Consider the following 25123-nt stretch of genomic DNA (forward strand, 5'->3'; position numbering starts at 1 on the left):
GACCGTGACGTGCGGCATTCCGAGCGCCACTTCGTGCACGTCCGCAACCCGCGCCTTCCGGCTCGCCATGCCCGGAGTCTAGAGCCGATAGACCGAGACGTGGGACGGCGAGTCCGCGGTGAACCCGGCGCCGGTCCAGTCGGCGTGCCTGGACTCCAGTTCGAAGCCGGCGAGCTGGGCCATCAGGTCGAGTTCGGCCGGCCAGATGTAGCGGTGCGGGGACCGGAAGAGTTCCGCCTGCTTGTCGTCGCCGAAGTGGAAGTGGTGCGAGACGACCTGCTGGTGCAGGACGTCGTAGGTGTCCAGGAGGATGTAGCCAGGCTCGACCTGCCCGACCGTGGCCTGCTGACCAGGTGGGAGCTTGCGAAGCTCGGGCACCCACAGCTCGATCACGAACCGCCCGCCAGGGCTGAGGTGACGGGCCGCATTGCGGAAGCAGGCGACCTGCTCGGACTGGGTCAGCAGGTTGGAGATCGTGTTGAAGACTAGGTAGACGAGCGTGAACTCGCCGGGAACCTGGGTTGTCGCCATGTCTCCGATGACGACCGGGATCTGGTCAGCGTCGACCTTGGTGCGGAGCTCGTCGACCATCGGGGCAGACAGCTCGATCCCGGTGACCGAGATGCCTTGCTCGGACAGTGGCACGGCCACGCGACCGGTACCGATGGCGAATTCGAGCGCCCGCCCATGTCCCGCGAGCGCCGACAGCCGGTTGACGGTCGGTTCCAGCACCTCGCGAGCGAACATTCCGATCCCCGGGGTGTCGTACCGGCTGGCAGCATCCATGTCCCAGACCTCTTCCTGTCGCATGCACCCCACCTTGGCAGCGAACAACGAACCGCTCCACAGCTTTTCTCACCGAGGTAGGGCGCCGGGCGGCAGGCGGGAACTGCCGCCCGGCATGAGCCCGGCTAGCGGGCCGCTTGGTGGCGGGCTGGAAGGTGGATGGTGAATGTCGAGCCTTCGCCGGGACTGCTGGTGACGGTGATGGTGCCGTGGTGGGCTTCGACCAGGTGTTTGGTGATGGCCAGGCCCAGGCCGCTGCCGCCGGTGCTTCTGCTGCGGGAGTGTTCCGCCCGGTAGAAGCGGTCGAAGAGGTGTGGCAGGTGTTCGGGCCCGATGCCGGCGCCGTTGTCCTTGACCGTGAGGTCGTAGCCGTTGTCCACCCGCCGTACGCCGACCACGACCTCGCCGCCGGAGCCGGTGAAGCGGATCGCGTTCGAGACGAGGTTGCCCAGCGCCTGCCGGATCCGGGCTCCGTCCACCTCGGCGGGAGCCGCCCCGGCGATCTCGGCGCGGACCGTCACGCCGGCGGTCTCGGCGGCGGGGCGGTGAGCTGCCACCACCAGCTGAGCCAGTTCGGACAAATCGCGCGTTGCCGGGTGGAGGCGGAGCATCCCCGCGTCCGCCAGAGCCAGATCCTGGAGGTCGACGATCAGCCGTTCCAGCAGGTCGGCTTCCTCCAGCAGCGAGGAGACCAGTTCGCGGTCGAGCGGGACCACGCCGTCCTCGGACGCGACCAGGTAGCCCTTGATGTTCGCCAGCGGAGTCCGCAATTCGTGCGCCACGTCGCTGACCATCGCCTTGCGCTGGAAGTCGTGCCGCTGGATCGACTCGGCCATCGCGTTGAACGCGTGCCCGAGCCGGGCCACCTCGTCCGTCCCGCTCACCGGGACCCGGGTCGCGTGGTCGCCGTTCTTCATCCGCTGGGCGGCACCGGTGAGGGCGAGGATCGGCCGGACCAGGCGGCGGCCGGCCACGATCATCACGAGGGCGGCGATCAGCAGGACGCCGAGTGCGGTGGCCGCGGTCCGAAGCAGTCCCTCGGTGGAGAAGACGTTGAATGCGCTCTTGGCGCCGAGGTAAAGCCGGGCCTCGGGAGCGACGTACGGGGTGAGCGCCGCGGCCCGGGCTGTCGAGGTGCATTCCGCCAAGGCGGGGGTGGGTGGGCTGTCGGGATCCGGGGACGACAGTGCCTGGAGGCCGCTGAACTTGACGTTGCTGTTGACGGAATAGGGCTCCCCGACGTCCGTCATGCAGGCGATCGCACGCTGCAGTTCGTCCTGGTTGACCCGAAGGGCTTTGGCGCTGGGGGCGTTCAAGCCGGCCGGTATGCACTCGTCGTCCGGTGTCATCTTGGATATCTCCGTGACCCACCCGCCGCCGGCCGCCGTCGTACCGGATCGAATCACCACCTGAGGGGCTTCACCGTTGCCGTTGGCGACCGTCGCGGGCGTGCCTTTGGCCGACAGGCAGGCGGCTGCCTGGTCCGCGAGTTTCTGCCGCTCGCTGCGCTCCTCGTCGGTCAGTCCCCAGGTCGGGGACAACAGGAACGGCATGGCCTCCATCACCGTCTGCGCCTTGCCCGCAGGCAGGGCCACTGCCACGTCGGAGCTCTTGAACGCGACGTTGGTGGCCCCGGTCCGGGCGTCGATGGTTGCCGCAGGCATCGAAGGAAGATCGGGGCCGGCGCCGAGCAGCCGGGCGGAGTCGGCGATCACCTGGCCGTCGGAGTCGGTCAGCGCCACCCGGCGGCCGGTCTGGTCGGCGAGGTCCTCGACCAGCTTGTCCACGCCGGACCAGGTCGCGTGGTCACCGGCGTACGCGGTCAGCCGGGCGTAGATCGCACCGTCGGTCTGGAGCTGGGAGGTGTTCTCGGCGATCTCGCCCTGCAACTGCTCGGAGGTGCTGTAGGTGGCGAGCACCGCGGTCGCGATCACCGCGCCGAGCGCCACCGCGAGGGACAGTCCGAGGAACCGCAGCAGCACACTACGACGCATTGGGAGCCACCACCTTGTCGGCGAGCTTGTAGCCCACGCCGTACACGGTTCTCAGGTACGCCGGGTCGGTGGGTACCGGTTCGATCTTCTTGCGCAGGTTCATCACATGGACGTCGATGGTCCGGTCGAACACGTAGTGGTCGAACCCGAAGGCGTGCTCGAGCAACTGCTGCCGGGTGAACGCCCGCCCGGGCGAGGCCGCCAGGCAGGCGAGGATCTTGAACTCCGCCGGTGTCACGTCGACCGTCCGGCCGTCCAGATGGACCTCGTGCCGGACCGGGTCGATCTCGAGCCCGCCGACCCGGTACACCTCGCCCTCGGCCCGGCCCTGCGTCCGGCGCAGGATGGATCGCACCCGGGCGACCAGCTCACGCGGGTTGTACGGCTTGGTCAGGTAGTCGTCCGCGCCCAGGTCGAGCCCGAGCAGCAGGTCGTCCTCGGTCGACCGGGCGGTCAGCATGATGATCGGGAGATCCCCGTCGGCCCCGCTCCCGGCGCGCAGTACCCGGCAGACGTCCAGACCGTCCACCTTCGGCATCATCACGTCGAGCACCAGCAGATCCGGGCTGCGGCGGCGCGCCTCGTCGATGGCGGCCCGGCCGTCGTGCACGACGACCGTCAGATGGCCCTCCCGCTCGAGGTAACGCCGAATCAACTCCGCCTGCTTCTGATCATCCTCCGCAACAAGAATCCGGGCTGGCATAGACCTGAAGATCGCAGGTGGAGATGAGATTTGTGTGAAGAACGCCTGAGAGCATCGGGTGCTGATCGGTCCTTCACAGGTTTTTCACAGCCCCGGCGGCAGGCTCCACTGCCATGAAGACCACTAGGAAAGCACTCGCGCTGGTCGCGGTGCTCGCGCTGGCCGGCTGCGGGAGCACGAACGATCCGGGCGCGGCGACCGATGACACGAGCGACAAGAGCCCGCTCGCGGAGTACATGGGGGAAGGGTTCTCCAGCGGCGGCGGGCGAATGATGGTCAGGGCCGTCGGCGGCGCTCAGGAGTCGAGCGAGGAGGAGCTGGCCAAGCAGCGCAAGGTCGAGGACGCGACTGCCACCTGCATGAAGACGGCCGGTTTCGAGTACGTCGCGGTGCCGCCCGAGTCGAACGCCAAATCCAAGTTCGATGAAGCCTTCAATCTGCCGCCGGACAAGTTCGCCGAGCAGTACGGCTACGGCATCTCCACGATCGACTGGGCCAAGCCCGCCGATACGGACACCAACCCGAACACGAAGATCCGCAACGCGCTGTCGGCGACCGCCAAGAAGGCCTACGACAAGGCCCTGAACGGCCAGGCCACGAACGGGGGCGTCATCTCGGTTCCGGCGGACGGCCCGGGCGCCGGCAAGGCGCCGACCGACCTGGGCTGCCGGGGCAAGGCCGTTGAGGAGGTCTACGGCAAGCGCACGGACAAAGCCGACGACTTCAGCAAGTACGAGTCGCTTTTCAAGGACATCGAGGCACTGAACAAGCGGATCGAGGCGGACCAGCGGGTGATCGACGCCACCACGGCCTGGTCCGACTGCCTCGCTGACGCCGGACATGCCGGGTTCAAGAAGCCCGAGGAAGCCCGCAACAAGGTCAGCCAGAAGCTGGACGAGCTGACTGGGGACGGCAAGAAGCCCCAGTCCGGCCAGATCACGAAGGTCGGACCGCCGTCCTTCGACAAGGTCGACGCGCAGAAGCTGGCGGACCTGCGAAAGTTCGAGATCGAGCTGGCCAAGGCGGACCAGGCCTGCAAGGCGAAGGGGTACGACGAGGCCTACAAGACGGTGCAGTACGAGCTGGAGAAGGAGTTCGTCACGACGCACAAGGCTGAGCTGGAGGCGTACCGCGACGGAATGGCCGAGCGGTGACCGCTACACCCAAGTCCCGCCGCCGGGTCCTGGTCGGGGTTTCCGCGGTGGCGACGCTCTCACTCGGGGTGGGCGTCGCCGCCGGCAGCCGGATCCAGTCACCGGCGGACGCGGCTGCCAAGACCGCCGCACCGAAGGCCTCCCAGATCACCGTGCCGGTGGAGAAGAAGGCGTTGTCCAGCAAGGTGGTGGCGCGGGGTGACACCTCCTTCGACGGCGCTGTGAACATCCGCGTCGAGACGAGCGGGCTACGGACCGCCGCTGTGGTGACGGGGAAGGTCCCGGCGGTCGGCTCGACGATCAAGGCGGGTGAGGTCCTGCTGGAGATCGCCGGTCGCCCGGTGATCGGGCTCGCCGGAGTACTGCCGATGTACCGGACACTGAGCCCGGGCAGTAGCGGGCCCGATGTGCTCCAGCTCGAGCAGACCCTGGACAAGCTCGGGTACGACCCCGGCACTGTGGACAAGAAGTACGACAGCAGCACGGCCCAGGCGATCGAGGAGCTCTACGAGTCCGTCGGGTACGAGGCTCCCGAGCCGGAGGAGCAGCTCACCCAGGCGGTGGATCAGGCAGACAAGACCGTGGACCAGATGAAGAACGCGCTTCGCCAGGCGCAGGCCGCGTTGAAGCAGGCCAAGGCACAGCCGGGAAAGACCGACTTCTCGGTCGAGCTGGGCCAGGTCAGCGACGCGCAGGAGAACCTGGACGACGCCGAGACCGCACTGAGCGAAGCGGAGTTCAAGGCCGGTACGCCGTTGCCCGTGTCGGAGGTGGTCTTCGTGAAGACCCTGCCGCGCCGGGTGGACGACGTGAAGGTCGAGCGCGGCGGCACCGTGAACGGCGTGGTGATGTCGGTCAGCGGCGCCTCTCTCGTCGTGACCGTCAAGGTGGACGCGGCGACAAAGGAACGCCTGAAGACCGGGATGGCCGCCACCTTCGACCTCGGCGACGGCACGATCATCCAGGCGACGGTCCGCCGGATCACCCGCAACGCGGACCAGTTCGACGTGGTGGTCGCGCCCAAGACGCTGACCAGCGCTCAGCTCGAGCGGCTGCGCGAGGCGAACGTCCGGGTCACCATCCCGGTGAAGAGCACGGCCGGCAAGGTGCTGGCGGTGCCGCTCGCCGCGCTGTCCGCGGGATCCGACGGAAGCTCGCGCGTCGAAGTACTGCGAGACGGAAAGATCGAACTGATCCCCGTCACGGTCGGGCTCTCCGCGGACGGCTTCGCGCAGGTCACGCCGGCCGGCGATGCCAAGCTGAGCGAGGGCGACCAAGTGGTGGTCGGAAAATGACCGCGATGGCAGTCGCCATCCCCGCGCCGGTGGTGGAGATGATCGGCGTCCGCCGGTTCTTCCCCGGGCCGCCGGAGGTACAGGCGATCCGTGAGGTGGACCTGGTCATCGGGCAGGGGGAGTACCTCTCGATCGTCGGTCCGTCCGGCTCGGGCAAGTCCACTCTGCTGCACCTGCTCGGGCTGCTCGACAACCCGACCGACGGCGTCTACCGGCTGGACGGCGTGGACACCTCCAGCCTGCGGGAACGTCGCCGCGCCGTACTGCGTGGCCAGCGGATCGGGTTCGTCTTCCAGTCGTTCCACCTGCTCGACCACCGCACGGTGCTGGAGAACGTGGCGCTCTCGATGGTGTACGTCGGAGTGCCGCGGAAGGAACGGCTGGCCCGGGCGCGGGTCGCCCTCGAACGGGTCGGGCTCGCGCACCGGATGGAGTTCGCGCCGACCACGCTGTCCGGCGGTGAGCGGCAACGGGTCGCGATCGCCCGGGCCCTGGTGGCCGAACCGAGCCTGCTGCTGGCCGACGAACCGACCGGCAACCTCGACACGGCCAATGCGGAGGCGATCCTCGAAGTGTTCGACGAGCTGCACCACGAGGGCATGACGCTGGCCGTCATCACCCATGACGACCACGTCAGCCAACGGGCCCAGCGCCAGGTCCGCATCGTCGACGGAACCCTCCAGTGGTGACGCGGGTGCGGCTGATCCTCGCCGCCCTCGTACGCCGTACCTCGGGCGCTCCCGGCTCAGCTGGTTCGCGGGGCTCGGCTAGGAGGCGGAAGCGGTTGGCCGGAGGTCCCGCAGTACGCGATCTCCTGGACGAAGCCCTGGCAGGTGTTGCCGCGCGGCCGACGCGGTTGGTCCTCACCACGCTCGGCACGGTGCTCGGGATCGCCGCCCTGGTGGGAACCCTGGGGCTCGGGCAGACCGCTGGGGGCCAGATCACCCAGCGGTTCGATCTCGCCGCCGCCACGCGAGTCGTAGTACAGCCTGATGACAAGGGTGGTCAGGAGGGTGAGGCGGCGACGCAGTTGCCGTGGGACGCGCCCGAGCGGATCAGCCGGCTGAACGGGGTCGATGCGGCCGGCACCTTCAGCGCGCTTGACGTCGGGGACGACCTGGTCCGGAGTGTGGCCGGACTGGACGGGCAGAAGGACGGGCACGCGCTGCAGGTGCTGGCTGGATCGGCCGGGTTGTTCGATGCGGTCCGGGCGACCTTGCGCACCGGGCGCCTCTTTGATGCGGGGCACGACGCGCGCGCCGACCGGGTCGTTGTGCTGGGCAAGAATGCGGCGAACCGGCTCGGGATCAACCGGGTCGACTCGCAGCCGGCGGTGTTCATCGGCGACCAGGCCTACACGGTGATCGGGATCCTCGACTCCGTCACCGGCCGCGCCGAACTGCTGGACGCGGTGATCATGCCCAACGGCACGGCGAAGGTGGACTACGACCTCGCGGCGCCGGACGCGCTGGAGATCCGGACCCAGGTCGGTGCGGCCCAGTTGATCGCGGGGCAGGCGCCGGTCGCGATCGACCCGAACAACCCGAGCGCGCTGAAGGTCGACGCGCCGCCGAAGCAGGGCGGTGTGCGGACCGGGGTCGAGTCGGACCTCAACGCGCTCTTCCTGTTGCTGGGTGCGGTCGCGCTGCTGGTCGGCGGTCTCGGTATCGCCAACGTGACGCTGTTGTCGGTGCTGGAAAGGATCTCGGAGATCGGCCTGCGGCGAGCGTTGGGCGCGGCCCGGCGTCACGTGGCGGCGCAGTTCCTGGTCGAGAGCGTGATCGTGGGGTTCCTGGGCGGACTGCTCGGTACGGCGGTCGGGGTGCTACTGACCGTCGGGGTCTCGTGGGGTCGTGACTGGACCCCGATCCTCGACAACCGCCTCGCGGTGGGGGCGCCGCTGCTGGGCGCCTTCATCGGGCTGGTCGCCGGCACCTATCCGGCTTGGAAAGCCTCGGCGATCGAGCCGATCACCGCTCTTCGGGGCACTTAGCCGGGCATAGACGAACGCGGTCAGCGCGAAGCCGAGCACCACGAAGACGAGGACCGGATAGGACTTCCCGTTGTCGGGCAGGATCGCCGCGCCGAGAGCGGCCGCCGAGACCTGCCCGACGTTGAAGATCATGTCGTAGAGCGAGAACACCCGGCCGCGGTACACGTCGTCGACGCCGGTCTGGACCAGGGTGTCGACGCTGATCTTGACGCCCTGGGCGCAGAACCCGGTCAGGAACCCGGCGACGATGATCGCGGGCTGGGTGTAGAGACCGCCAGGCATCGCCGTCACGACCGCGGCCGCCACGAAGAGCACGGTGATCCAGATGCGCAGGGTCAGGACGCGGGTGGCCCACGGGGTGACGAGGGCGGCGATGAAGAGGCCGGCACCGATCGCTCCCGTCGCGATGGCGAGGGCGCCGAAGGCCTTGTCGAGCTGGTCGGGACCGTAGAACTCGTTGCGGTACAGCAGGATCATCGCGACGGTGACGAGGCCGAAGAAGAACCGCAGCGAGCCGATCGCCGCCAGACCGAGGGCGGCCTGACGCCGTTCCTTCAGGTGTCTGCCGCCGTCGACGAGGCCGGCCGCGATTCCGCGGATCGCCTCGACCACGCCTGGTTCTTCACCGGTCAGATCGGGGCCGAGCTGGTTCCTGCCCAGCCGGAGGGCGAGGAAGGCGGCGGTCAGGTAGACGACCGACGTCGTACCGAGGACCGCGAGGTCGGAGTCGGTGATCAGTTTCACGCCGGCGCCGAAACCGCCGCCGATCAGGAAGAGAGCCGTGCCGGAGGTGGGGGTGACGGCGTTGGCCATCACCAGTTCGTCGCGCTCGACGACGTGGGGGAGGCCCGCCGACAGGCCGGAGAGGAGGAAGCGGTTGACCCCGAGGGTGAGCAGGACCGCCAGGTAGAAAGGTGCACCCGCGTTGTCGGTAGCAACGATCGCGCCGACCACGAGGACCAGGGCAGCGCGGGTCAGGTTCGCGCCGAACAGGATCTGCCGGCGGGACCACCGATCCAGCAGGACACCGGTGAACGGTCCGAGGATCGAGTACGGCAGCAACGCGACCGCGAACAGTCCCGCGATCGCCGCCGCGTCCGGCGCCCGCTCCGGTGAGAACAGCACGTACGACGCCAGCGCGACCTGGAAGACCCCGTCACCGAACTGCGAGGTCAACCGAACGGCGAACAATCGCCGAAAGTCCCCCCGCCGCAACAACGTCCCGAGCTCCCGCACAAACTGCACGCCTTGCACTGTACGCACCCAAAAAGTTGACCCTGGAGCGGGCGCTGGATGACCTACTTGCTTTGGTGTGCGAGGCGTTCGGCGGCGTTCCTACCGCGGCGGTTCACCGGTACGACGCCGGCCACCTCGCCGAGTCCGAGGAGCGGCATGCTGCGGTAGACGGTCTCGAAGTTGCCCGGCGGTACGACGTACGTCTCGTGCCAGATCCCGACGTTGTTCCCTTGGGCGGCGAGCTTGTAGAACGCGCTCCAGGCCGGCCTATGCGTCCGGTCCGGGTCGTTCGCGAACGCCTGCAGTTTCTCGCTCGACTCCCAGTACTGAAGCATCGTCGTCGTCCGCCGCCCGGCGAAGCTGCGGAACCCGAGCAGTCCGCTGTCCGGGTCTGCCGTCAACTCGCGCAGCATCGGGACCATCGCCTTCGCAACCGGCACCCACTGCCGCCACGCCCGCAGTTTGTTGACCCGCATCCCGATCAGGAACACCACGACCTCTTTGTCGTACGCAGCGGTCTGTAGCCCCTCGATGACACTCATCTCGAACTCCCTTTGGATAGTATTACTCTCCAATATTGGAAAGTGATACTCTCCAAAAGTCAAGAGGGAGTGAGCATGTGGATCGCGGAACTGTCCCGGCGGACCGAGGTGCCGGTGGCGACGATCAAGTACTACCTGCGCGAAGGCCTGCTGCCCGCCGGTGAATCGGTCGGCGCGACCAGGTCCCGCTACGGCGAAGCGCACGTCCACAGACTGCGGCTGATCCGTGCCCTGGTGGAGTCGGGTGGTCTGTCCCTGGCCCGCGTCCGGAGCGTGCTCGCCGAGGTGGACGAGGAATCCCTGGAGCTGCACGACGTTCTCGGCGCGGCCCACAGCGCGCTGATCCCGGACGACCTCACCGCGACCGCCGAGTCCCGGCGCCGCGTCGACGAACTCGTCGTGGAGCACGGCTGGCTGGTGCACCCCGACTCCCGGGACCTGCTGCTCCTGGCCGGCGCGCTCGATGCTCTGGACAAGGTCGGCTACCACCTGGAAGACGACCTGCTGGAGACCTACGCGGTAGCCGCCACCAAGATCGCGGAGGCCGAGGTCTCCCACCTTCCGACGGACGACCGCCAGCGCATTGTCGAAAGCGGCGTGCTCGTCACTGCACTCGGCGGCCCCATCCTGCTGGCCCTCCGCCGCTTGGCCCAGCAAAACGCCTCAGCCAACCGTTACGGCACGTCGCGCCTGTCCCACCTGAACCATCCGCCGGCGGGGCGTGCGTAGTACGGGCTGAGCTCAGCCGGCGGCGCGGGCCGCCTGGCGCTCGAGTAGGCGGCTGCGCTGCTCGACGAAACGGGTCGCCTGGGCGTCGAGAGCGGTCATGAACTCCGCCAGTTCGTCGCGCGCCTTGGCGCCGTCGCCGCTCAGGTCCTCGCGGTCGAACACCCTCCACTTGCGCAGAATCGGCGCGACAACCTCGTCGTGGTGCAGGCGCAGGTCGTAGATGCCGGCCTTCGCGATCGTGACCGAGTTCCGGGCGAACCCCTCCATGGTGGCGCCCGGCATGGAGAAGTCGCGGACCTCGTTGACCACGGCCCGCATCGTCTCGTTCGGCGCCGACTCGAAGGCCGCGGCGACCAGGTTGCGATAGAAGATCATGTGCAGGTTCTCGTCGGTCGCGATCCGGGCCAGCAGTTGGTCGGCGATCGGACAGCCTGTGGCCTTACCGGTGTTGCGGTGCGAGACGCGCGTGGCGAGCTCCTGGAAGCTGACGTACGCGACCGCCTCGAGCATGTTCTTCTCGACCACGTGGCCGGCCGTCATGTGCGCCATCCGTGCGGTCTCGAGCTCGACGGGGTCCACGCCGCGCGTCACTACCAGGTAGTCGCGCAGCGCGATCCCGTGCCGACCCTCCTCGGCGGTCCAGCGGCCGACCCACGTGCCCCAGGCGCCGTCGAGGCCGAACTGGGTGGCGATCTCGCGGTGGTACGAGGGCAGGTTGTCCTCGGTCAGCAGGTTGGTGATCATCGCGATCTTGGCGACCGGGTCGAGCCTGGACTGCTCCGGCGACCAGTCCTCGCCGCCGAGGAAGGCGAAGTCGCGGCCCTCGCTCCACGGCACGTAGTCGTGCGGGTTCCAGTCCTTGGTGATGGCCAGGTGTCGCTCGAGGTTCTCCTCGACGACGGGCTCCAGCTCGTGCAGCAGGTTCGTCACCAGCTTGTCGGTCACCGGATTCTCCTTCGTCGGCGGATGCCCCACCCTACGGCACCGTAAGTTACGCCACCGTAGGTTGTACATGCCCAGAACCGCGGGAACGCTCCCGGGTTCCGAGCGGGTGGCGGCACTTTAGGCTGGGGCGATGGATCGGAGTTCGTACCCGCACTTCCTGGCGATCAGTACGCGGTGGAAGGACAACGACGTCTACGGGCACGTGAACAACGTCGAGTACTACAGCTTCTTCGACACCGTGATCAACGACTTCCTGATCCGTGCCGGCGAGCTCGATATCCACCACGGCGACGTGATCGGGCTGTGTGTGGAATCACAGTGCACCTTCAAACAATCGCTCGCGTTCCCCGGCAGCGTCGACGCCGGTCTGCGGGTCTCGAAGCTCGGCACCTCGAGCGTCCACTACGAGATCGGCCTGTTCGCCGGCGGTCACGACGAGCTTGCCGCCACCGGCCGGTTCGTGCACGTCTTCGTCGACCGTGAGGACCGTCGCCCGGCACCGCTGCCCGACCGCATCCGCGCCGCCCTGGAAGGAATCACCGGATGATCGTCCGAGGCGCAGTACTGCGGGAGATGGGACTGCCCAGCCCGTACGCCGAGTCGCAACCGCTGCGGATCGAAGAGGTCGAGCTGGCTCCGCCCGGACCCGGTGAACTGCTGGTCCGGATCCATGCGGCCGGGCTGTGTCACTCCGATCTCTCGGTGATCGACGGCTCGCGGCCGCGGGTGATGCCGATGCTGCTCGGTCACGAGGCGACGGGCGAGGTGGTGCGCTCGGAGGCTGCGGGGTTCGAGCCGGGGGACACGGTCGGTTTCGCCTTCGTCCCCGCGTGTGGTGCTTGTGGTCCTTGTGCGGAAGGCCGCGCGGCGTTGTGCGAACCAGGTGCCGTGGCCAACACCGCCGGGACGTTGCTCGGTGGTTCGCGTCGGCTGGGTGAGGTCAACCATCACCTCGGGGTGTCCGGCTTCGCTGACCATGCGGTGGTCTCGGCCCGGTCGGCGGTGAAGATCGACCCGGAATTGCCGCCGGAGATCGCCGCGCTGTTCGGCTGTGCGGTGATGACCGGGGTGGGGGCCGTGGTGAACACCGCGCGGGTGCAGGCGGGCCAGAGTGCTGTTGTCTTCGGACTTGGTGGGGTCGGGTTGTCGGCGCTACTCGGTGCTGCGCTGGTGGGAGCACATCCGCTGGTGGCGGTTGACGTAGTACCGGAGAAGTTGTCGTTGGCGCGTTCGCTGGGGGCGACAGCGGCGATCGATGCGCGGGAAGACGATGTGGTCGAGCAGGTGCGTGAGGCGACTGGTGGTGGTGCGCACTACGCCTTCGAGACTGTCGGCAGCGGCGCCGTCCTCGGCCAGGCTTACGCCGCTACCCGTCGTGGCGGCACCACGGTCACGGTTGGACTGCCGCACCCTTCGCAGACGTTGAGCATCCCGGCCGTCAGCCTGGTCGCCGAGGAACGCACCCTCAAGGGCTCCTACCTGGGCTCTGCGATCCCCAGTCGCGACATCCCCCGCTACATCGCGCTCTACAAGGCAGGCCGCCTCCCGGTCGACCGCCTCCTCACTTCCACCGTCGACCTCGACCACCTCAACGAAGCCTTCGACGCCCTCTCCGCCGGCACCCAGGTCCGCCAGGTCCTCGTCCTCTAACGCCATTGCGTCCGAAGAACCTGAGGTCAGAGCCCAAGGTTCTTCGGACGCAACAGCGTCACTGCGTCAGTTGTTGGTGATGAAGGTGCGGGCGAGTTCCTCGCCGCGGGTGACGGCGAGGTTGTGGTTCTCGATCGGGTTGATGGTCGAGTTCTTGAACACGATGTACGTCACGCCGGAATCCGTCCCACCGTTGCTCGGGTCCGGGTTGATGCCCAGTTGCTGGGCCGCCGCGTACGACGCCTCGCCGATGATCTCCACCGGCCCGGTGTCACCGACGACCGCATAACTCACCTGGTTGTTGTAGATGATCGCGACCACGCCACCACCCGCGACCCCGAAGTTCCGGTAGTCCCACGTACTGCTCGGGCTCGGCACCACGACGTACGGGAGTTGGGCCGCGTTCAGCGGTTGGTCGGTGGAGGTGTGGAAGGCGGTGTCGGGGAAGAAGCAGCAGTCGGTGTTCTCGTTGCACTGCGTGGTGCGGATGCCGTCGCAGTCGATGTCCATGTCGGCCTTCCAGAACACCGCGCCGTTCTTCCCGCAGACCGGGATCGTGCGCCCGAGTTCTTGGTCGGTCTTGTAGGTGCCGTTGGAGATCTGGCTGCAGCTCGTCACCTTCGCGAGCAGTTCGGCCGCGGTCGGGGCTCCACCACCGCCGCCACCGGCGTCGGTGACGGTGAGCGAGTCGAGGTTCGGGCCACCGTTGGCTGTCGTCGCGGTGGTCTTGATGGTGTGCGAGCCGGCCGACAGGCTGGTGTTCACCGTGGCGGTGTTCCAGGTGGTCCAGGCGCCGGTGCCGGCGAACTGCGGGGTGGCGACCGTGCTGCCGTCGACGGCGATCGTCATCGGCCGGTTCACGGTGGTGCCGTTGGCGAACCGGAACGCGAGCGTCGCAGCACCGGCGGTGCCGACGTTCACCGTGAAGGTGACGGACGAGCCGGCCACGTTGTCGTAGTTGACGAACCCCGTGCCGGTGAACCCGGCGTGGTTGGATTCGACCACACCCTGGGTCCGGGCCGCGCTCTCAGCCTGGTACGTCGTGGTCGCGGCCGAGGCCGGCGTGAGAGCTGCCGGCAGCAACAACAGACTGCCGACCAGTGCGAGGGCGAGTGCGAGGGGGCGGAACTTACGCATCTTTCACCTCTCCGATAGTTAGGAAACCTTCCTAACTGTCAGACTCCGACCCCGGCGCGTCAAGGGATTGATGACCCTGTGCGGTTCCGGAACTACGCAGCGCGTCCAAAGGGCGTCCGAAGGGCGCTGGGAAGAGCGGCAGGAAACCGCCGAGATCCGTAAATTCCCGGCGAAACCGTATACACCGGGGCAACCGCTGCGGCAGGCTACGCACGGTGCGTAGACGCGCACCACAAGTGAGGCATCTTCACCGAATCCGCAACTCGCTCCCCGGCCCGCCAGGCGCTGGAGCGGGTCGGCGGACTCGTGTGCGGTGCACCAGGAGTCCCTGAGGAGGACCCCAGATGCAGAGCAGGTTCCGCCGAACCGGTGCGCTCGTCGGCGCCGGTGCCGTGCTGTTCGGAGCGCTGGCCGTGGTGGCCGGCAACCAGGCAGACGCCCAACAGCTTGGCCCGGTCGCGGCCCCGCTCGATGAAATCCTGGGGACGCCCACGCAGGGGAGGACTGCGCTCGGCAAGCTCCAGCCGCGACTCGCCGAGCTGGCGCAGCGCAACGGCATCGCCGAGCAGCAGTTGCAGCGGATCCTGGCGACGGACAAGACCAGCTGGCTCGACGAGGACGGCACGCTGTTCTACCGCGAGCCGGTAGCCACCAACGCGGAGAAGGCCGCCAGCAACGTTGCTTCCCCGCAGTGGGCCACGCAGGCGGTCACCGCCGCGGTCGGACCCGCCTTCGAGCTGCACAGCAAGCCGGGCTCGAAGCGGGTGATCTACCTCGACTTCGACGGTCATACGATCACCGGTACGGGATGGAACACGGGCGGCAAACCCGCCACCGTCAACGTCACCGCGTACGACACCGATGGCAACGCCGGTACCTGGAGTACCGCGGAGCAGAACGTCGTCAAGGACGTCTGGGCCCGGGTCGCCGACGACTACGCGCCGTTCGACGTCGACGTGACCACCCAGGCCCCGCCGGAGTCCGCGATCACCCGCACCAACGCGGCAGACGACCAGTACGGCACACGCGTGTTGATCGACCCGACCACGTGGTACCAGTCCGGCTGTGGCTGCGGCGGTATCGCCTACGTCGGGACGTACGACCGCACCAGCAGCCACGCCTACTACCAGCCCGCCCTGGTCTTTACCAAGGGCGTAGGCACCGGCGCCAAGAACATCGCCGAGGCGGCGTCGCACGAGGCCGGCCACAACGTCGGGCTGAGTCACGACGGCACCGCGTCCGTCGGGTACTACCAGGGCCACGGCGCTTGGGCGCCGATCATGGGGGTCGGCTATTACAGGGCGATCAGCCAGTGGAGCAAGGGCGAGTACACCGGCGCCAACAACAAGGAAGACGACTTCGCCGTCATCGGCCAGAACGGTCTGGGGATCCAGGCGGACGACCACGGCAACGCAACGGCCGACGCCACCGCACTGGCACTGGGCGCCACCGCCAAGGGCGTCTACTCGAAGGACTCGGACGTGGACTCCTTCCGGATCGACCTGGCCGCGGGCACCTTCACCTTCGCGGCCACCAGCGCAGGTGACCTGGACGTCAAGCTCCACCTGGTCAACTCGGCCGGCACGGTGATCGCCACGGCCGATCCGGCATCCGGTCAGACCAACGCCAGCACACCGACCGGTCTGAGCGCGAGCATCACCAAGGCGGTCACGGCCGGCCGGTACTACGTCCGTGTCTACAACACCGGGTACGGCTCCGCACTCACCACGGGCTACTCGAACTACGGCAGCGTCGGCAACTACACGGTCAAGGTCACTGCCGGCTAGCAAGGTTTGCCCGGGTTCGCTGCCACCGCCGGTTGCGAGCCCGGGATGCGGGGGAAACAACAGGTTGGGGGGAATCCTTGAGGAGGATTCCAGATGCACAGTAAGTTCCGCCGTACCGGTGCACTCGCTTGTACCGGTGCCGTCGTGTTCGGAGCACTGGCGATTGCCGCCGGTACTCAGGCCGACGCACAGCAACCACCGCTCGACCAGATCCTCGGTCAGTCCCTGCAGGGCAAGGACGCGCTGACCAAGGTGCAGTCCAGGCTGGCTGAAGTTGCCCAGCGCAACGGCCTGCCCGAACAAAAACTGCTCGACACGCTGGCTTCCGACAAGACCAGCTGGCTCGACAAGGACGGCCGGCTGTTCTTCCGTGAGCCGGGTCTGACCACCACAGAGAAGGCACCCGAGGCATCGCCGCGCTGGGCCACGGAGGCCGTCGCCGCGGCCGAGGGACCGGCTTTCGAGCTGCACAGCAAACCGGGATCCAACCGGGTGATCTACCTCGACTTCGACGGCCACACCATCACCGGGACGGCGTGGAACTCGAGCGTCGACCCGGTCAACGTCACGGCGTACGACACGGACGGGAACGCGGCGGTCTTCGGTACCGCCGAGCAGGATGTGGTTCATGAGGTGTGGGCGCGGGTTGCGGAGGACTACGCCGCCTTCGATGTCGACGTCACCACGCAGCAGCCGGCGCAGGACCTGATCAACCGGACCAGCTCCAGCGATCAGCAGTACGGCACCCGGGTGCTGATCGACCCGACCACCTGGTACCAGTCCAACTGTGGCTGCGGTGGGGTCGCCTACATCGGCGTTTACGACAACGCCGGCCAGCACGACTACTACCAACCGGCCCTGGTGTTCACCAAGGGCGTCGGCACCGGTGCGAAGAACCTCGCCGAGGCCGCGTCGCACGAGGCCGGTCACAACGTCGGCCTGGGTCACGACGGCACCGCGTCCGTCGGGTACTACGAGGGTCACGGCTCCTGGGCGCCGATCATGGGCGTCGGCTACTACCGCGGTATCAGCCAGTGGAGCAAGGGCGAGTACTCCGGCGCCAACAACACCGAGGACGACTACTCGGTGATCGGCACGCATGGTCTCGCGTTGCGCACGGACGAGGCCGGTGACAGCACTGGGGCTGCTGCCGCCCTCGCAGTCGGCGCGACCGCGAACGGCTTCATTGCTGCCGAGGCCGACACCGACGTCTACCGCGTGGACGTCAGTGCCGCCGGCAACTACACGGCAACGGCCAGTGCAGGTGCACTTGGTGGCAACCTGGACATCAAGCTCGACCTGCTCAACTCCGCCGGCACCGTGGTCACGTCGGCCGATCCGGCTTCCGGCCAGAGCAACGCTGGCACGCCGACCGGCCTGGGCGCGACTGTGACGAGCAACCTGCAGCCCGGCACGTACTACCTGCGCATCGACAACGTCGGTTACGGCAACCCGCTGAACACCGGCTACTCCACCTACGGGAGCCGCGGGGCGTACAGCCTCGCGATCAACCCGAGCTGAACCCCTGCGGTTGGCCGGCCTCTGGCGGGCCGGCCAACCGCAGGCCCCAGGCCACCTCGACCGGTGGCAGGGCCTGCTCTACGACGTCGTCCACTGACCGTTCGTCACTGCCGAGATCCTCTCGCACAACCCCGTCCGGCCGGTCACCGAGACCGGCGGTCTCAACCATCTCCCTGTCCCCGCAGCGGTGTCGGGGTCGGTTGGATCCGCTGGCGGGTGCGGTTGGTGACCTCGGCGCCGGCGGTTGTGGTCGGCCGGGATTGGGCGGGCGTCTTCGGTGGGGCCAGGCCGGAGAGGGCGGAGCGGAGCGCGGTGGCTTGGTCCGGAGTCCTGGTGGGCGCCTGGAAGTAGCGTTCGGCGGTTTGGATCTCGGTGTTCAGGCGGTCGATGCATTGGCGGGCGGTGGATTTCGAGCGGGCTGCTTCGTAGCCACGAGGGTGGCCTTCGAAGTCCTCCAGGCTCCGGAAGGACTCGCGGAGAGTGTTCTCCAGCCGCAGGCGCACCACTGGTTCGCGGTTGGGTGGGACGCACTCCGGTAGGCCGCTTGAGCAGTAGACGAGGTCGACCACCAAAGGCCATTGGCCTTCCGCTGTTTCACGGTTCAGTGCTCGCAGCGTCTCGCCCGCCGGCAGGCCGGTTCGCTCGTCGAGGTCGTCCGTGAGCAGGGTGACGGCGGGCACGAAGGCCTGGTACGACGGCTCGGCCCGCACCTGGTCGATGCCAGGGGCGACCTGATCCACGCCGAGGGTGGTCAGGTAGTCGTCGAGGTGCGCGTGGGCCCAGGCCTCGGCGACACCCTCTTCCAGGGCGCGGCTCCCCGGTTGCTTGAAGGCTTGTCGAGCCGCTTCCTGGGTGGCGCCGGACGGGCCGAGGAAGTGGGACTGCTCGTGGAGCATCGTCACGAGGGCTTCGCGGTAGCGGGTCAGCATCGCGTCCGACTGGATCAGGCCGGAGCGGCTGTACATCTCGCGCAGCGGATCGAGAATGCACTCGCGGTCCAGGTGGAGAGTGCCGTCCCAGTGAGCCAGACCCAGGATTCCCTCGCCGGCTTCGACGACCTGACCGTTCCACGCGGTCTGTCCGGCGCCGGAGATCGAGAGGGCGGCCGGGGCATGGTTGGCGAGCAACTCCACCAAGGTGCGTGGCACTACACCCGCAGCGTGCCTCCCGGAGTTGTGCTGCTGCAGGGCGGAGTGGATCTCGTCGATGGCGGTCATGCGCGGAGGGCCGTCGCGAGGCGGACCAAGGAGTCGGCCGAGCGGCGGAGGTTGTCCTGCTCGCGAGGGTCCTCACACTCGGCCGCGCGCTGCCGCAGTTGGGCGATCAGCCACTGGGTGCGGGCGAGACGGTCGCCCGGTACTTCGTCGTGTTCCATTGCTGTCCTCCTGCGATTGGTTCGTCGCCGGAGAACATATGGAGATTCGGCCGTTCCTCAGCCGCGGATCTCCCGCCTGTGGACAACGCCCGGGATCACCCGGGCCACAGCCCGCAGTACGGGCTGGTTGTGGAAAACCTGAGGTCAGCGGGCGGTGTGCTGGAGGGAGCTGGCGAGCATCGCGAGGGGTTCGGCGAGCTTGAGCAGGTTGAACCGCTCGCCGGGGTCGTCGACGCGGTCGGCGAGCTTGCCGATCTTCTTGATCGCCCGCTGGATCCGCTGGACCCGTTCCGCCACCGAGCCGTCCGGGCCGTTCGCCTCCGCCATCACGGCCGAGGCCTCCCGGTAAGCCTTCTCGTACTCCGGTGACGCCGGCGGCGGCGCGGTTCGCCGGGCCATCTCGAGCAGATCGGCCAGCGAGGCGACATCCGAGGCGGCCTGCTCACGATCGGACCGGAGCTCCACCTGGTCGCGTAACACCGTCAACCGGTCCACCTCGGCGGCCAGTCCGTCCACGTTCAGCCGCGCCTCGAGGCACGCCTGCTGCACGGCGTCGAACGCCGCACGAAACTCGTCGTACCTCACGGTCGACAAACCTAGAGCAAACCGGTGCCCACGGCGAGCAGAAAGCAGGGCCCCGCGGCGAGCAGACAGCCGCGGGACCCAGCCAGTATCTCCGCCCGGTCAGGGGCGGGGGACGTCAGCGCCGATCAGCGCTCGACCTCGCCCTTGATGAACTTCTCCACCAGGTCGCGGCAGACGTCGTCGGCGTACTGCTCCGGCGGCGACTTCATGAAGTACGAGGAGGCCGACAGGATCGGGCCGCCGATGCCGCGGTCCTTGGCGATCTTCACCGCGCGGATCGCGTCGATGATGATGCCGGCCGAGTTCGGCGAGTCCCAGACCTCGAGCTTGTACTCCAGCGACAGCGGCACGTCGCCGAAGTTGCGGCCCTCGAGCCGGATGAAGGCCCACTTGCGGTCGTCCAGCCAGGCCACGTAGTCCGACGGGCCGATGTGCACGTTGCGCGGGTCGATGTCGTTGACCAGCTGCGAGGTGACGGACTGGGTCTTGCTGATCTTCTTGGACTCCAGCCGGTCGCGCTCCAGCATGTTCTTGAAGTCCATGTTGCCGCCGACGTTCAGCTGGTAGGTCCGGTCGACGGTGACGCCGCGGTCCTCGAACAGCTTGGCCAGCACCCGGTGGGTGATGGTGGCGCCGATCTGCGACTTGATGTCGTCGCCGACGATCGGCACCCCGGCCGCGGTGAACTTGTCCGCCCACTCCTTGGTGCCGGCGATGAAGACGGGCAGCGCGTTGACGAAGGCGACGTTCGCGTCGATCGCGCACTGGGCGTAGAACTTGGCCGCCTGCTCCGAACCGACCGGCAGGTAGCAGACCAGGACGTCGACCTGGGCCTCACGCAGCGCGGCGACGATGTCGACCGGCGCGGCGTCGGACTCGGTGATGGTCTCGCGGTAATACTTGCCGAGGCCGTCCAGGGTGTGACCACGCTGCACCGTGATGCCGCTCGGCGGCACGTCGCAGATCTTGATCGTGTTGTTCTCGCTGGCGCCGATCGCGTCGGCGAGGTCGAGGCCGACCTTCTTGCCGTCCACGTCGAACGCGGCGACGAACTCGACGTCGCGGACGTGGTAGTCGCCGAACTGGACGTGCATCAGACCGGGGACACGCTCATCGGGCTTCGCGTCACGGTAGTAGTGCACGCCCTGCACGAGTGAGCTGGCGCAGTTGCCGACACCGACGATCGCTACGCGGATCGAAGTCATGGAAACTCCTTAGTTGGGGGGTGTTACAGGCGGGTGTTGCTGTTCAGGGGGCCGCTGCTGGCGCCGTTCGCCGTCGATCAGCTCGTTCAGCCAGCGGACCTCGCGCTCGGCCGACTCCAGGCCGTGCCGTTGCAGCTCGAGGGTGTAGGTATCGACCCGCTCCGCGGTCCGGCTCATCGCGGCCCGGAAGTTGGCCAGCCGCTCCTCCATCCGGGCCCGTCGGCCCTCGAGGATGCGCAGCCTGGTGGCCGGATCGGTGCGGCCGAAGAACGAGAACCGGACGCCGAACGTGTCGTCCTCCCACGCCGACGGTCCGGCGTCGTGCATCGCTTGGGCGAAGTGGTCCTTGCCGTCGGCCGTGATCGTGTAGACGATCTTCTGTCTCCGCCCGTCCGGGGTCCCGGCGTCGGCGGAGATCAGACCGTTGCGGAGCATCGCCTTCAGACACGGGTAGAGCGACCCGAAAGACAGCACGCGACCCCAGCCGAACTGGGCGTTCACGCGCTTGCGGAGCTCGTAGCCGTGCATCGGCGCTTCGTGCAGCAGACCGAGTACGGCGAGCTCCAGGACACCACTGCGGTTTCCCATCCCCCACCTCCTCGATCTGGTTTGTCATGACCTGATGTATCGACTCGATACATCGCACCGCCACTGTAGGCACCCCGATCCGGATCGACAACTCCTGACAAAGTCGACCTTTGTCAGGTCGCGCCACGCCTCGCCGCGGCGAAACCTGTTACGTCAGGCGCTGATCTGCGTTAATCAGCTGACACAAAGTCGTGGCGCAAGAGCGGAGGGTCATGGCGGACAGCCACGGGAAGCACGCGAGACACGGTGTGGAGGGCGAGGGGCCGCTGGCCCGGATCGCGCTGCGTTTCACGGCCTTCACCGAGAAGTGGTTGCCCGACGCGTTCGGGTTCGTGCTGGTCGGAACGTTCGTGGTGCTGCTGTTCGGCCTGGTCACCGGCGAGCCGCTGCTGAAGCGGCCGGACGACCCGGCGGCGACCAAGGGCTTCGGCATGGTCGACGCCTGGGGCGTCGGCTTCTGGAGCCTGATCACCTTCACGCTGCAGATGGCGATGATCATCATCGGCGGGTACGCAGTGGCCACCAGCGGTCCGGTGGCTCGTTTGATCACCCGGCTGGCGAGGATCCCGAAATCGCCTCGCGGTGCGGTCGCCTTCGTGGCCGCGGTCGCCATGCTCGCGTCGTACCTGAACTGGGCCTTCAGCCTGATCTTCGCCGCGATCCTGGCCCGCGAGGTCGCCCGCAACATCCCCAAGGCGGACTATCGGGCGCTCGGTGCGATGGCGTTCCTGGGGCTCGGCACGGTCTGGGCGCAGGGACTGTCCGGCTCGGCCGCGCTGCAGGTCGCGAGCGCCAGCAGCAGCCCGGCGCCGGTCCAGGAGGTGATCCGCGCCGGCGGTCACGCCAGCGGCCTGATCCCGCTGAGCGACACCATCTTCACCTGGCAGGCGATCGTCGCCACTCTCTTCGTGTACTGCGTGGGCGTGGTGATGGCGTGGTTCGTCGCGCCCACCGCGGAGAACGCACGAACCGCCGAGCACCTCGGCATCGAGCTCCGTCCGCTGATCGGCCGTGGTTCTGCCTATAACGGCCATCGGGGCGAGGGATCGGAAGAGGAGAAGCGCCGGCCGGGGGACTGGCTGGAGCACTCACCCCTGTTCAGCCTGTTCATCGTCCTGCTCGGCGCGGTCTACCTGGTTCGCTACTTCGACGGCAAGAGCTTCTTCAACGCGCTCGACCTGAACACGGTGAACCTGATCCTGTTCCTCCTCGCGATGCTGCTGCACTGGCGGCCGTGGCGGATGGCCCGGGCTGTGCGTGACGGGGCACCGGCGGCGGCCGGCGTACTGCTGCAGTTCCCTCTGTACGGCGGCATCTTCGGCATGATCGCCTACACCGGCATCTCCGCCCGCCTGGCCGGGTGGTTGGTGCAGGCAAGCAACCAGTTCTTCTTCCCGCCCTTGGTGGCGATCTACTCCTGCATCCTCGGGGTGTTCGTGCCCAGCGGTGGCAGCAAGTGGGTGATCGAGGCGCCGTACGTGCTGCAGGCGGCCAACGAGCTCAAGGTGGACGCGGGCTGGATGGTTGTCGTGTACGACCTCGGCGAGGCCAGCGCCAACCTGCTGCAGCCGTTCTGGATGCTGCCGACGCTGGCGATCCTGGGCCTCAAGGCACGCGACATCATGGGCTACACCTTCACCCTGTTCCTCGCCTGCTTCCCGGCCGCCCTGATCGCCGTCACCCTCCTCGCCCCACACGTCACCGGCTGATCACCAGGCGTACTCATGGTGGTCTCGGGATGAGCGGGCTGAGCGTTAAGATCCTCAGGGAATTCGGGGCCGTTACCACAGCGGCCGTACTCTGGGCCGCAATGACTTCAGCGAGATCGTCGAGGATTGCACTGTGAGTGAAGCTCGTAGGAAGGCCGCCCCGTCCCGCGCCCGCCGGAAGAAACACTGGGCACTGCGGGTCCTCGGGTGGCTGGTGGCACTCTTCTGCCTCGGGGTGATCGGCGCCGCAGCCACGTTCTTCATCGGGTACCAGTTGACGGACATCCCGGACCCGAACAAGAAGTTCGAGACCAACACCACCACGGTGACGTACGCCGGTGGCCAGCCGATGGGCTCCTTCTTCGAGCAGAACCGCCGCTCGGTGCCGCTGGACAAGATTCCGAAGACCGTCCAGGACGCGGTGATCGCGGCCGAGGACCGGACCTTCTGGACCAACCCGGGCATCTCGCCGTCCGGGATGGCACGGGCCGCGTTCAACATCGCCCGCGGCGAGCAACTGCAGGGTGGCTCGACGATCACGCAGCAGTACGTCAAGGTCATGTACCTGACCCAGGAGCGCACCTTCGCGCGGAAGTTCTCCGAGCTCTTCATCGCCACCAAGCTGAGCCGGCAGACGGACAAGAAGGACATCCTCGAGGGTTACCTGAACACCATCTACTTCGGCGAGGGCGCCTACGGCATCGCCGCGGCCGGCGATGCGTACTTCAGTCAGCCGGATCCGGCCAAGCTGAACGTCGGGCAGGCGGCCTTCCTGGCGACGGTCCTGAATAACCCCACGATCTTCGATCCGGACCAGAAGGACGCGGCCGCGCAGAAGCGCATTCTCGAGCGCTACCGCTACGTGCTCGACGGCATGCGCCAGACCGGCACCATCACCGAGTCGAACGCCACCGCCTGGGGCAAGAAGCTCCCGCCACTGAAGAAGAAGCCGAAGAGCGACCGGTTCGGCGGTACGCAGGGTTTCCTGCTGGATATGGCCCGGCGAGAGTTGGTGAAGCTGGGCTTCAGCGACGACGAGATCGACGGTGGCGGTCTGAAGGTGACGACGACCTTTGACAAGAAGCTCCAGGAGGACGCTGTTGCGGCGGTCTTCAACAAGGATCAGCCGGCCACCGCGGACAAGCTCCACATCGGGCTGGCCTCCGTCCGTCCACAGACGGGCGAACTGGTGGCGATGGTCGGTGGACCGAACTACCTGAAGAGCCAGATCAACTGGGCGACGGCCAAGGCCAGACCAGGGTCGTCCTTCAAGCCGTTCGCGGTGGCTGCGGCTCTGAAGGACGGCGTCAAGCTCGAGGACAGGTTCGAGGGCAACGGACCGATCGAGATCCGCGGCGGCAAGTACGACAACGAGCTCGGGGAGAACTACGGCCGGCCCAGCCTGTTGAGCGCGACCGAACAGTCGGTCAACACCGCCTTCTACGACCTCGTCGACAACAAGATGGACAACGGTCCGAGCAAGGTCGCCGACATGGCCGAGGCAGCGGGGATCCCGACGATCCCGGCCACTGACCGCGATGCGCCCGCCCTGGTGCTCGGTCCGAACGCCTACGCGTCGCCGGTCGACATGGCCAGCGCCTACGGCACCTTTGCCAACGAAGGCTCGCATGTGCCGGTGCACGTCATCAAGGAGGTCAAGGACCTCCAGGGCAACGTCAAGTGGTCGGAGAAGTCGCTCAAGCCCACCGAGGCGATGGACAAGGACGTCGCCAATACGACCAGCTACGCGTTGCAGCAGGTTGTCGAGGACAAGAAGGGCACCGGCACCCGGGCCCAGGAGCTCGACCGGCCGGCCGCGGGCAAGACCGGGACCGCCGGTGGTATCTCGAGCGACCATGCCAAGGCGAACAAGGCGTGCAAGTGCGAGAAGTACGACACGAGCTCCGACACGTTGACCTCCTGGTGGGTCGGCTACACGCCACAGCTGTCGACGGCAGTGCTGTACCGGGCCGGCAAGGAAGGCGAGTCCGACCTCGACCCGTACAGCGACGATCCGGCCTTCTTCGGTGGCAACTGGCCGACGAAGACTTGGCTCGCCTACATGGAGCCGGCGATGGAGGGCCTTCCGGAGGAGAACTTCGCCGAGCCTTCGGACGACAACATGGGCACGCCGACGCCCACCTACACGCCGTCGTCGACGCCGACCCCGCCGCCCTCGACCCCGCCGT

23 protein-coding genes and 1 pseudogene are annotated in these 25123 nt (G+C 67.7%); 11 read left to right on the forward strand and 13 right to left on the reverse strand.

Annotation, left to right across the window (positions count from 1 at the left end):
* Positions 1–78 precede the first annotated feature (78 nt).
* The 3 genes from VFG33_RS39200 to VFG33_RS39210 all read right to left on the reverse strand — a co-directional run bounded on the left by VFG33_RS39200 (position 79) and on the right by VFG33_RS39210 (position 3483).
* Positions 79–810 carry a class I SAM-dependent DNA methyltransferase gene (locus VFG33_RS39200; RefSeq protein WP_325058108.1) on the reverse strand — a complete coding sequence of 244 codons (732 nt, stop codon included), beginning with the start codon at positions 808–810 and terminating at the stop codon, positions 79–81.
* Between the two features lie 101 nt (positions 811–911).
* Positions 912–2780, reverse strand: a complete 1869-nt coding sequence (locus VFG33_RS39205; protein ID WP_325058109.1) for a sensor histidine kinase — start codon at positions 2778–2780, stop codon at positions 912–914.
* A complete protein-coding gene (locus VFG33_RS39210) occupies positions 2770–3483 on the reverse strand; it encodes a response regulator transcription factor (RefSeq protein ID WP_325058110.1) in 714 nt (237 codons plus the stop codon). Before VFG33_RS39210 ends, VFG33_RS39205 begins: the two co-directional genes overlap by 11 nt.
* 113 nt (positions 3484–3596) lie before the next feature.
* Here VFG33_RS39210 and VFG33_RS39215 point away from each other — a divergent pair, with 113 nt between their 5' ends.
* The 4 genes from VFG33_RS39215 to VFG33_RS39230 are packed head-to-tail and all read left to right on the forward strand — an operon-like array spanning position 3597 to position 7925.
* On the forward strand, positions 3597–4637 hold the full coding sequence (locus VFG33_RS39215; protein WP_325058111.1) for a hypothetical protein: 1041 nt from the start codon (positions 3597–3599) through the stop codon (positions 4635–4637).
* Positions 4634–5932 (forward strand): peptidoglycan-binding protein, encoded by a 1299-nt coding sequence (locus VFG33_RS39220; protein WP_325058112.1) that lies wholly within the window; start codon positions 4634–4636, stop codon positions 5930–5932. Before VFG33_RS39215 ends, VFG33_RS39220 begins: the two co-directional genes overlap by 4 nt.
* Entirely contained in the window at positions 5929–6621 is a 693-nt protein-coding gene (locus VFG33_RS39225) for an ABC transporter ATP-binding protein (RefSeq protein ID WP_414673020.1), read from the forward strand. The genes VFG33_RS39220 and VFG33_RS39225 overlap by 4 nt, the downstream gene beginning before the upstream one ends.
* Positions 6618–7925 carry an ABC transporter permease gene (locus VFG33_RS39230; protein WP_325058114.1) on the forward strand — a complete coding sequence of 436 codons (1308 nt, stop codon included), beginning with the start codon at positions 6618–6620 and terminating at the stop codon, positions 7923–7925. The genes VFG33_RS39225 and VFG33_RS39230 overlap by 4 nt, the downstream gene beginning before the upstream one ends.
* Positions 7926–7976: 51 nt before the next feature.
* Here VFG33_RS39230 and VFG33_RS39235 read toward each other — a convergent pair.
* Positions 7977–9188 (reverse strand): annotated as a pseudogene (locus VFG33_RS39235) (MFS transporter); the annotation flags it as partial.
* Between the two features lie 35 nt (positions 9189–9223).
* A complete protein-coding gene (locus tag VFG33_RS39240; protein ID WP_325058115.1) occupies positions 9224–9703 on the reverse strand; it encodes a DUF4188 domain-containing protein in 480 nt (159 codons plus the stop codon).
* 75 nt (positions 9704–9778) lie between these two features.
* Here VFG33_RS39240 and VFG33_RS39245 point away from each other — a divergent pair, with 75 nt between their 5' ends.
* Positions 9779–10432 carry a MerR family transcriptional regulator gene (locus VFG33_RS39245; RefSeq protein ID WP_325058116.1) on the forward strand — a complete coding sequence of 218 codons (654 nt, stop codon included), beginning with the start codon at positions 9779–9781 and terminating at the stop codon, positions 10430–10432.
* 12 nt (positions 10433–10444) lie between these two features.
* Here VFG33_RS39245 and VFG33_RS39250 read toward each other — a convergent pair whose 3' ends face one another.
* Positions 10445–11377 carry an acyl-ACP desaturase gene (locus VFG33_RS39250; RefSeq protein WP_325058117.1) on the reverse strand — a complete coding sequence of 311 codons (933 nt, stop codon included), beginning with the start codon at positions 11375–11377 and terminating at the stop codon, positions 10445–10447.
* A 130-nt stretch (positions 11378–11507) separates the two neighbouring features.
* Between VFG33_RS39250 and VFG33_RS39255 the strand changes: the two genes are divergently transcribed.
* Positions 11508–11924 (forward strand): acyl-CoA thioesterase, encoded by a 417-nt coding sequence (locus tag VFG33_RS39255; RefSeq protein ID WP_325058118.1) that lies wholly within the window; start codon positions 11508–11510, stop codon positions 11922–11924.
* Positions 11921–13027, forward strand: coding sequence for a zinc-dependent alcohol dehydrogenase family protein (locus VFG33_RS39260; RefSeq protein ID WP_325058119.1), 1107 nt, complete (start codon positions 11921–11923; stop codon positions 13025–13027). The genes VFG33_RS39255 and VFG33_RS39260 overlap by 4 nt, the downstream gene beginning before the upstream one ends.
* A gap of 66 nt (positions 13028–13093) precedes the next feature.
* Here VFG33_RS39260 and VFG33_RS39265 read toward each other — a convergent pair whose 3' ends face one another.
* Positions 13094–14164: a glycoside hydrolase family 75 protein gene (locus tag VFG33_RS39265; protein ID WP_325058120.1), complete on the reverse strand. Its 1071-nt coding sequence runs from the start codon at positions 14162–14164 to the stop codon at positions 13094–13096.
* Positions 14165–14508: 344 nt separating this feature from the next.
* On the opposite strand from VFG33_RS39265, the gene VFG33_RS39270 reads away from it, so the two are divergent.
* Both VFG33_RS39270 and VFG33_RS39275 read left to right on the forward strand, forming a co-directional pair.
* Positions 14509–15951: a M12 family metallo-peptidase gene (locus VFG33_RS39270; protein ID WP_325058121.1), complete on the forward strand. Its 1443-nt coding sequence runs from the start codon at positions 14509–14511 to the stop codon at positions 15949–15951.
* 93 nt (positions 15952–16044) lie between these two features.
* Positions 16045–17472, forward strand: a complete 1428-nt coding sequence (locus VFG33_RS39275) for a pre-peptidase C-terminal domain-containing protein (RefSeq protein WP_325058122.1) — start codon at positions 16045–16047, stop codon at positions 17470–17472.
* On the opposite strand, the gene VFG33_RS39280 is transcribed toward VFG33_RS39275, so the two are convergent.
* The 6 genes from VFG33_RS39280 to VFG33_RS39305 all read right to left on the reverse strand — a co-directional run bounded on the left by VFG33_RS39280 (position 17459) and on the right by VFG33_RS39305 (position 21225).
* Positions 17459–17641, reverse strand: a complete 183-nt coding sequence (locus VFG33_RS39280) for a hypothetical protein (RefSeq protein WP_325058123.1) — start codon at positions 17639–17641, stop codon at positions 17459–17461. The genes VFG33_RS39275 and VFG33_RS39280 overlap by 14 nt on opposite strands.
* Positions 17634–18689 (reverse strand): hypothetical protein, encoded by a 1056-nt coding sequence (locus VFG33_RS39285; protein WP_325058124.1) that lies wholly within the window; start codon positions 18687–18689, stop codon positions 17634–17636. Before VFG33_RS39285 ends, VFG33_RS39280 begins: the two co-directional genes overlap by 8 nt.
* Positions 18686–18847 carry a hypothetical protein gene (locus VFG33_RS39290; RefSeq protein ID WP_325058125.1) on the reverse strand — a complete coding sequence of 54 codons (162 nt, stop codon included), beginning with the start codon at positions 18845–18847 and terminating at the stop codon, positions 18686–18688. The genes VFG33_RS39285 and VFG33_RS39290 overlap by 4 nt, the downstream gene beginning before the upstream one ends.
* 144 nt (positions 18848–18991) lie before the next feature.
* A complete protein-coding gene (locus VFG33_RS39295) occupies positions 18992–19432 on the reverse strand; it encodes a hypothetical protein (protein ID WP_325058126.1) in 441 nt (146 codons plus the stop codon).
* 125 nt (positions 19433–19557) lie between these two features.
* A complete protein-coding gene (locus VFG33_RS39300; RefSeq protein ID WP_325058127.1) occupies positions 19558–20637 on the reverse strand; it encodes an inositol-3-phosphate synthase in 1080 nt (359 codons plus the stop codon).
* Between the two features lie 9 nt (positions 20638–20646).
* On the reverse strand, positions 20647–21225 hold the full coding sequence (locus VFG33_RS39305) for a helix-turn-helix transcriptional regulator (RefSeq protein WP_325058128.1): 579 nt from the start codon (positions 21223–21225) through the stop codon (positions 20647–20649).
* Positions 21226–21437: 212 nt separating this feature from the next.
* Here VFG33_RS39305 and VFG33_RS39310 point away from each other — a divergent pair, with 212 nt between their 5' ends.
* Positions 21438–22934 carry a short-chain fatty acid transporter gene (locus tag VFG33_RS39310; RefSeq protein ID WP_325058129.1) on the forward strand — a complete coding sequence of 499 codons (1497 nt, stop codon included), beginning with the start codon at positions 21438–21440 and terminating at the stop codon, positions 22932–22934.
* A gap of 133 nt (positions 22935–23067) precedes the next feature.
* Positions 23068–25123 (forward strand): transglycosylase domain-containing protein (locus VFG33_RS39315; RefSeq protein ID WP_325058130.1); only part of this gene is annotated, 2056 nt, incomplete at its 3' end.

It is taken from the genome of Kribbella sp., from assembly GCF_035687465.1.
GTDB lineage: Bacteria > Actinomycetota > Actinomycetes > Propionibacteriales > Kribbellaceae > Kribbella.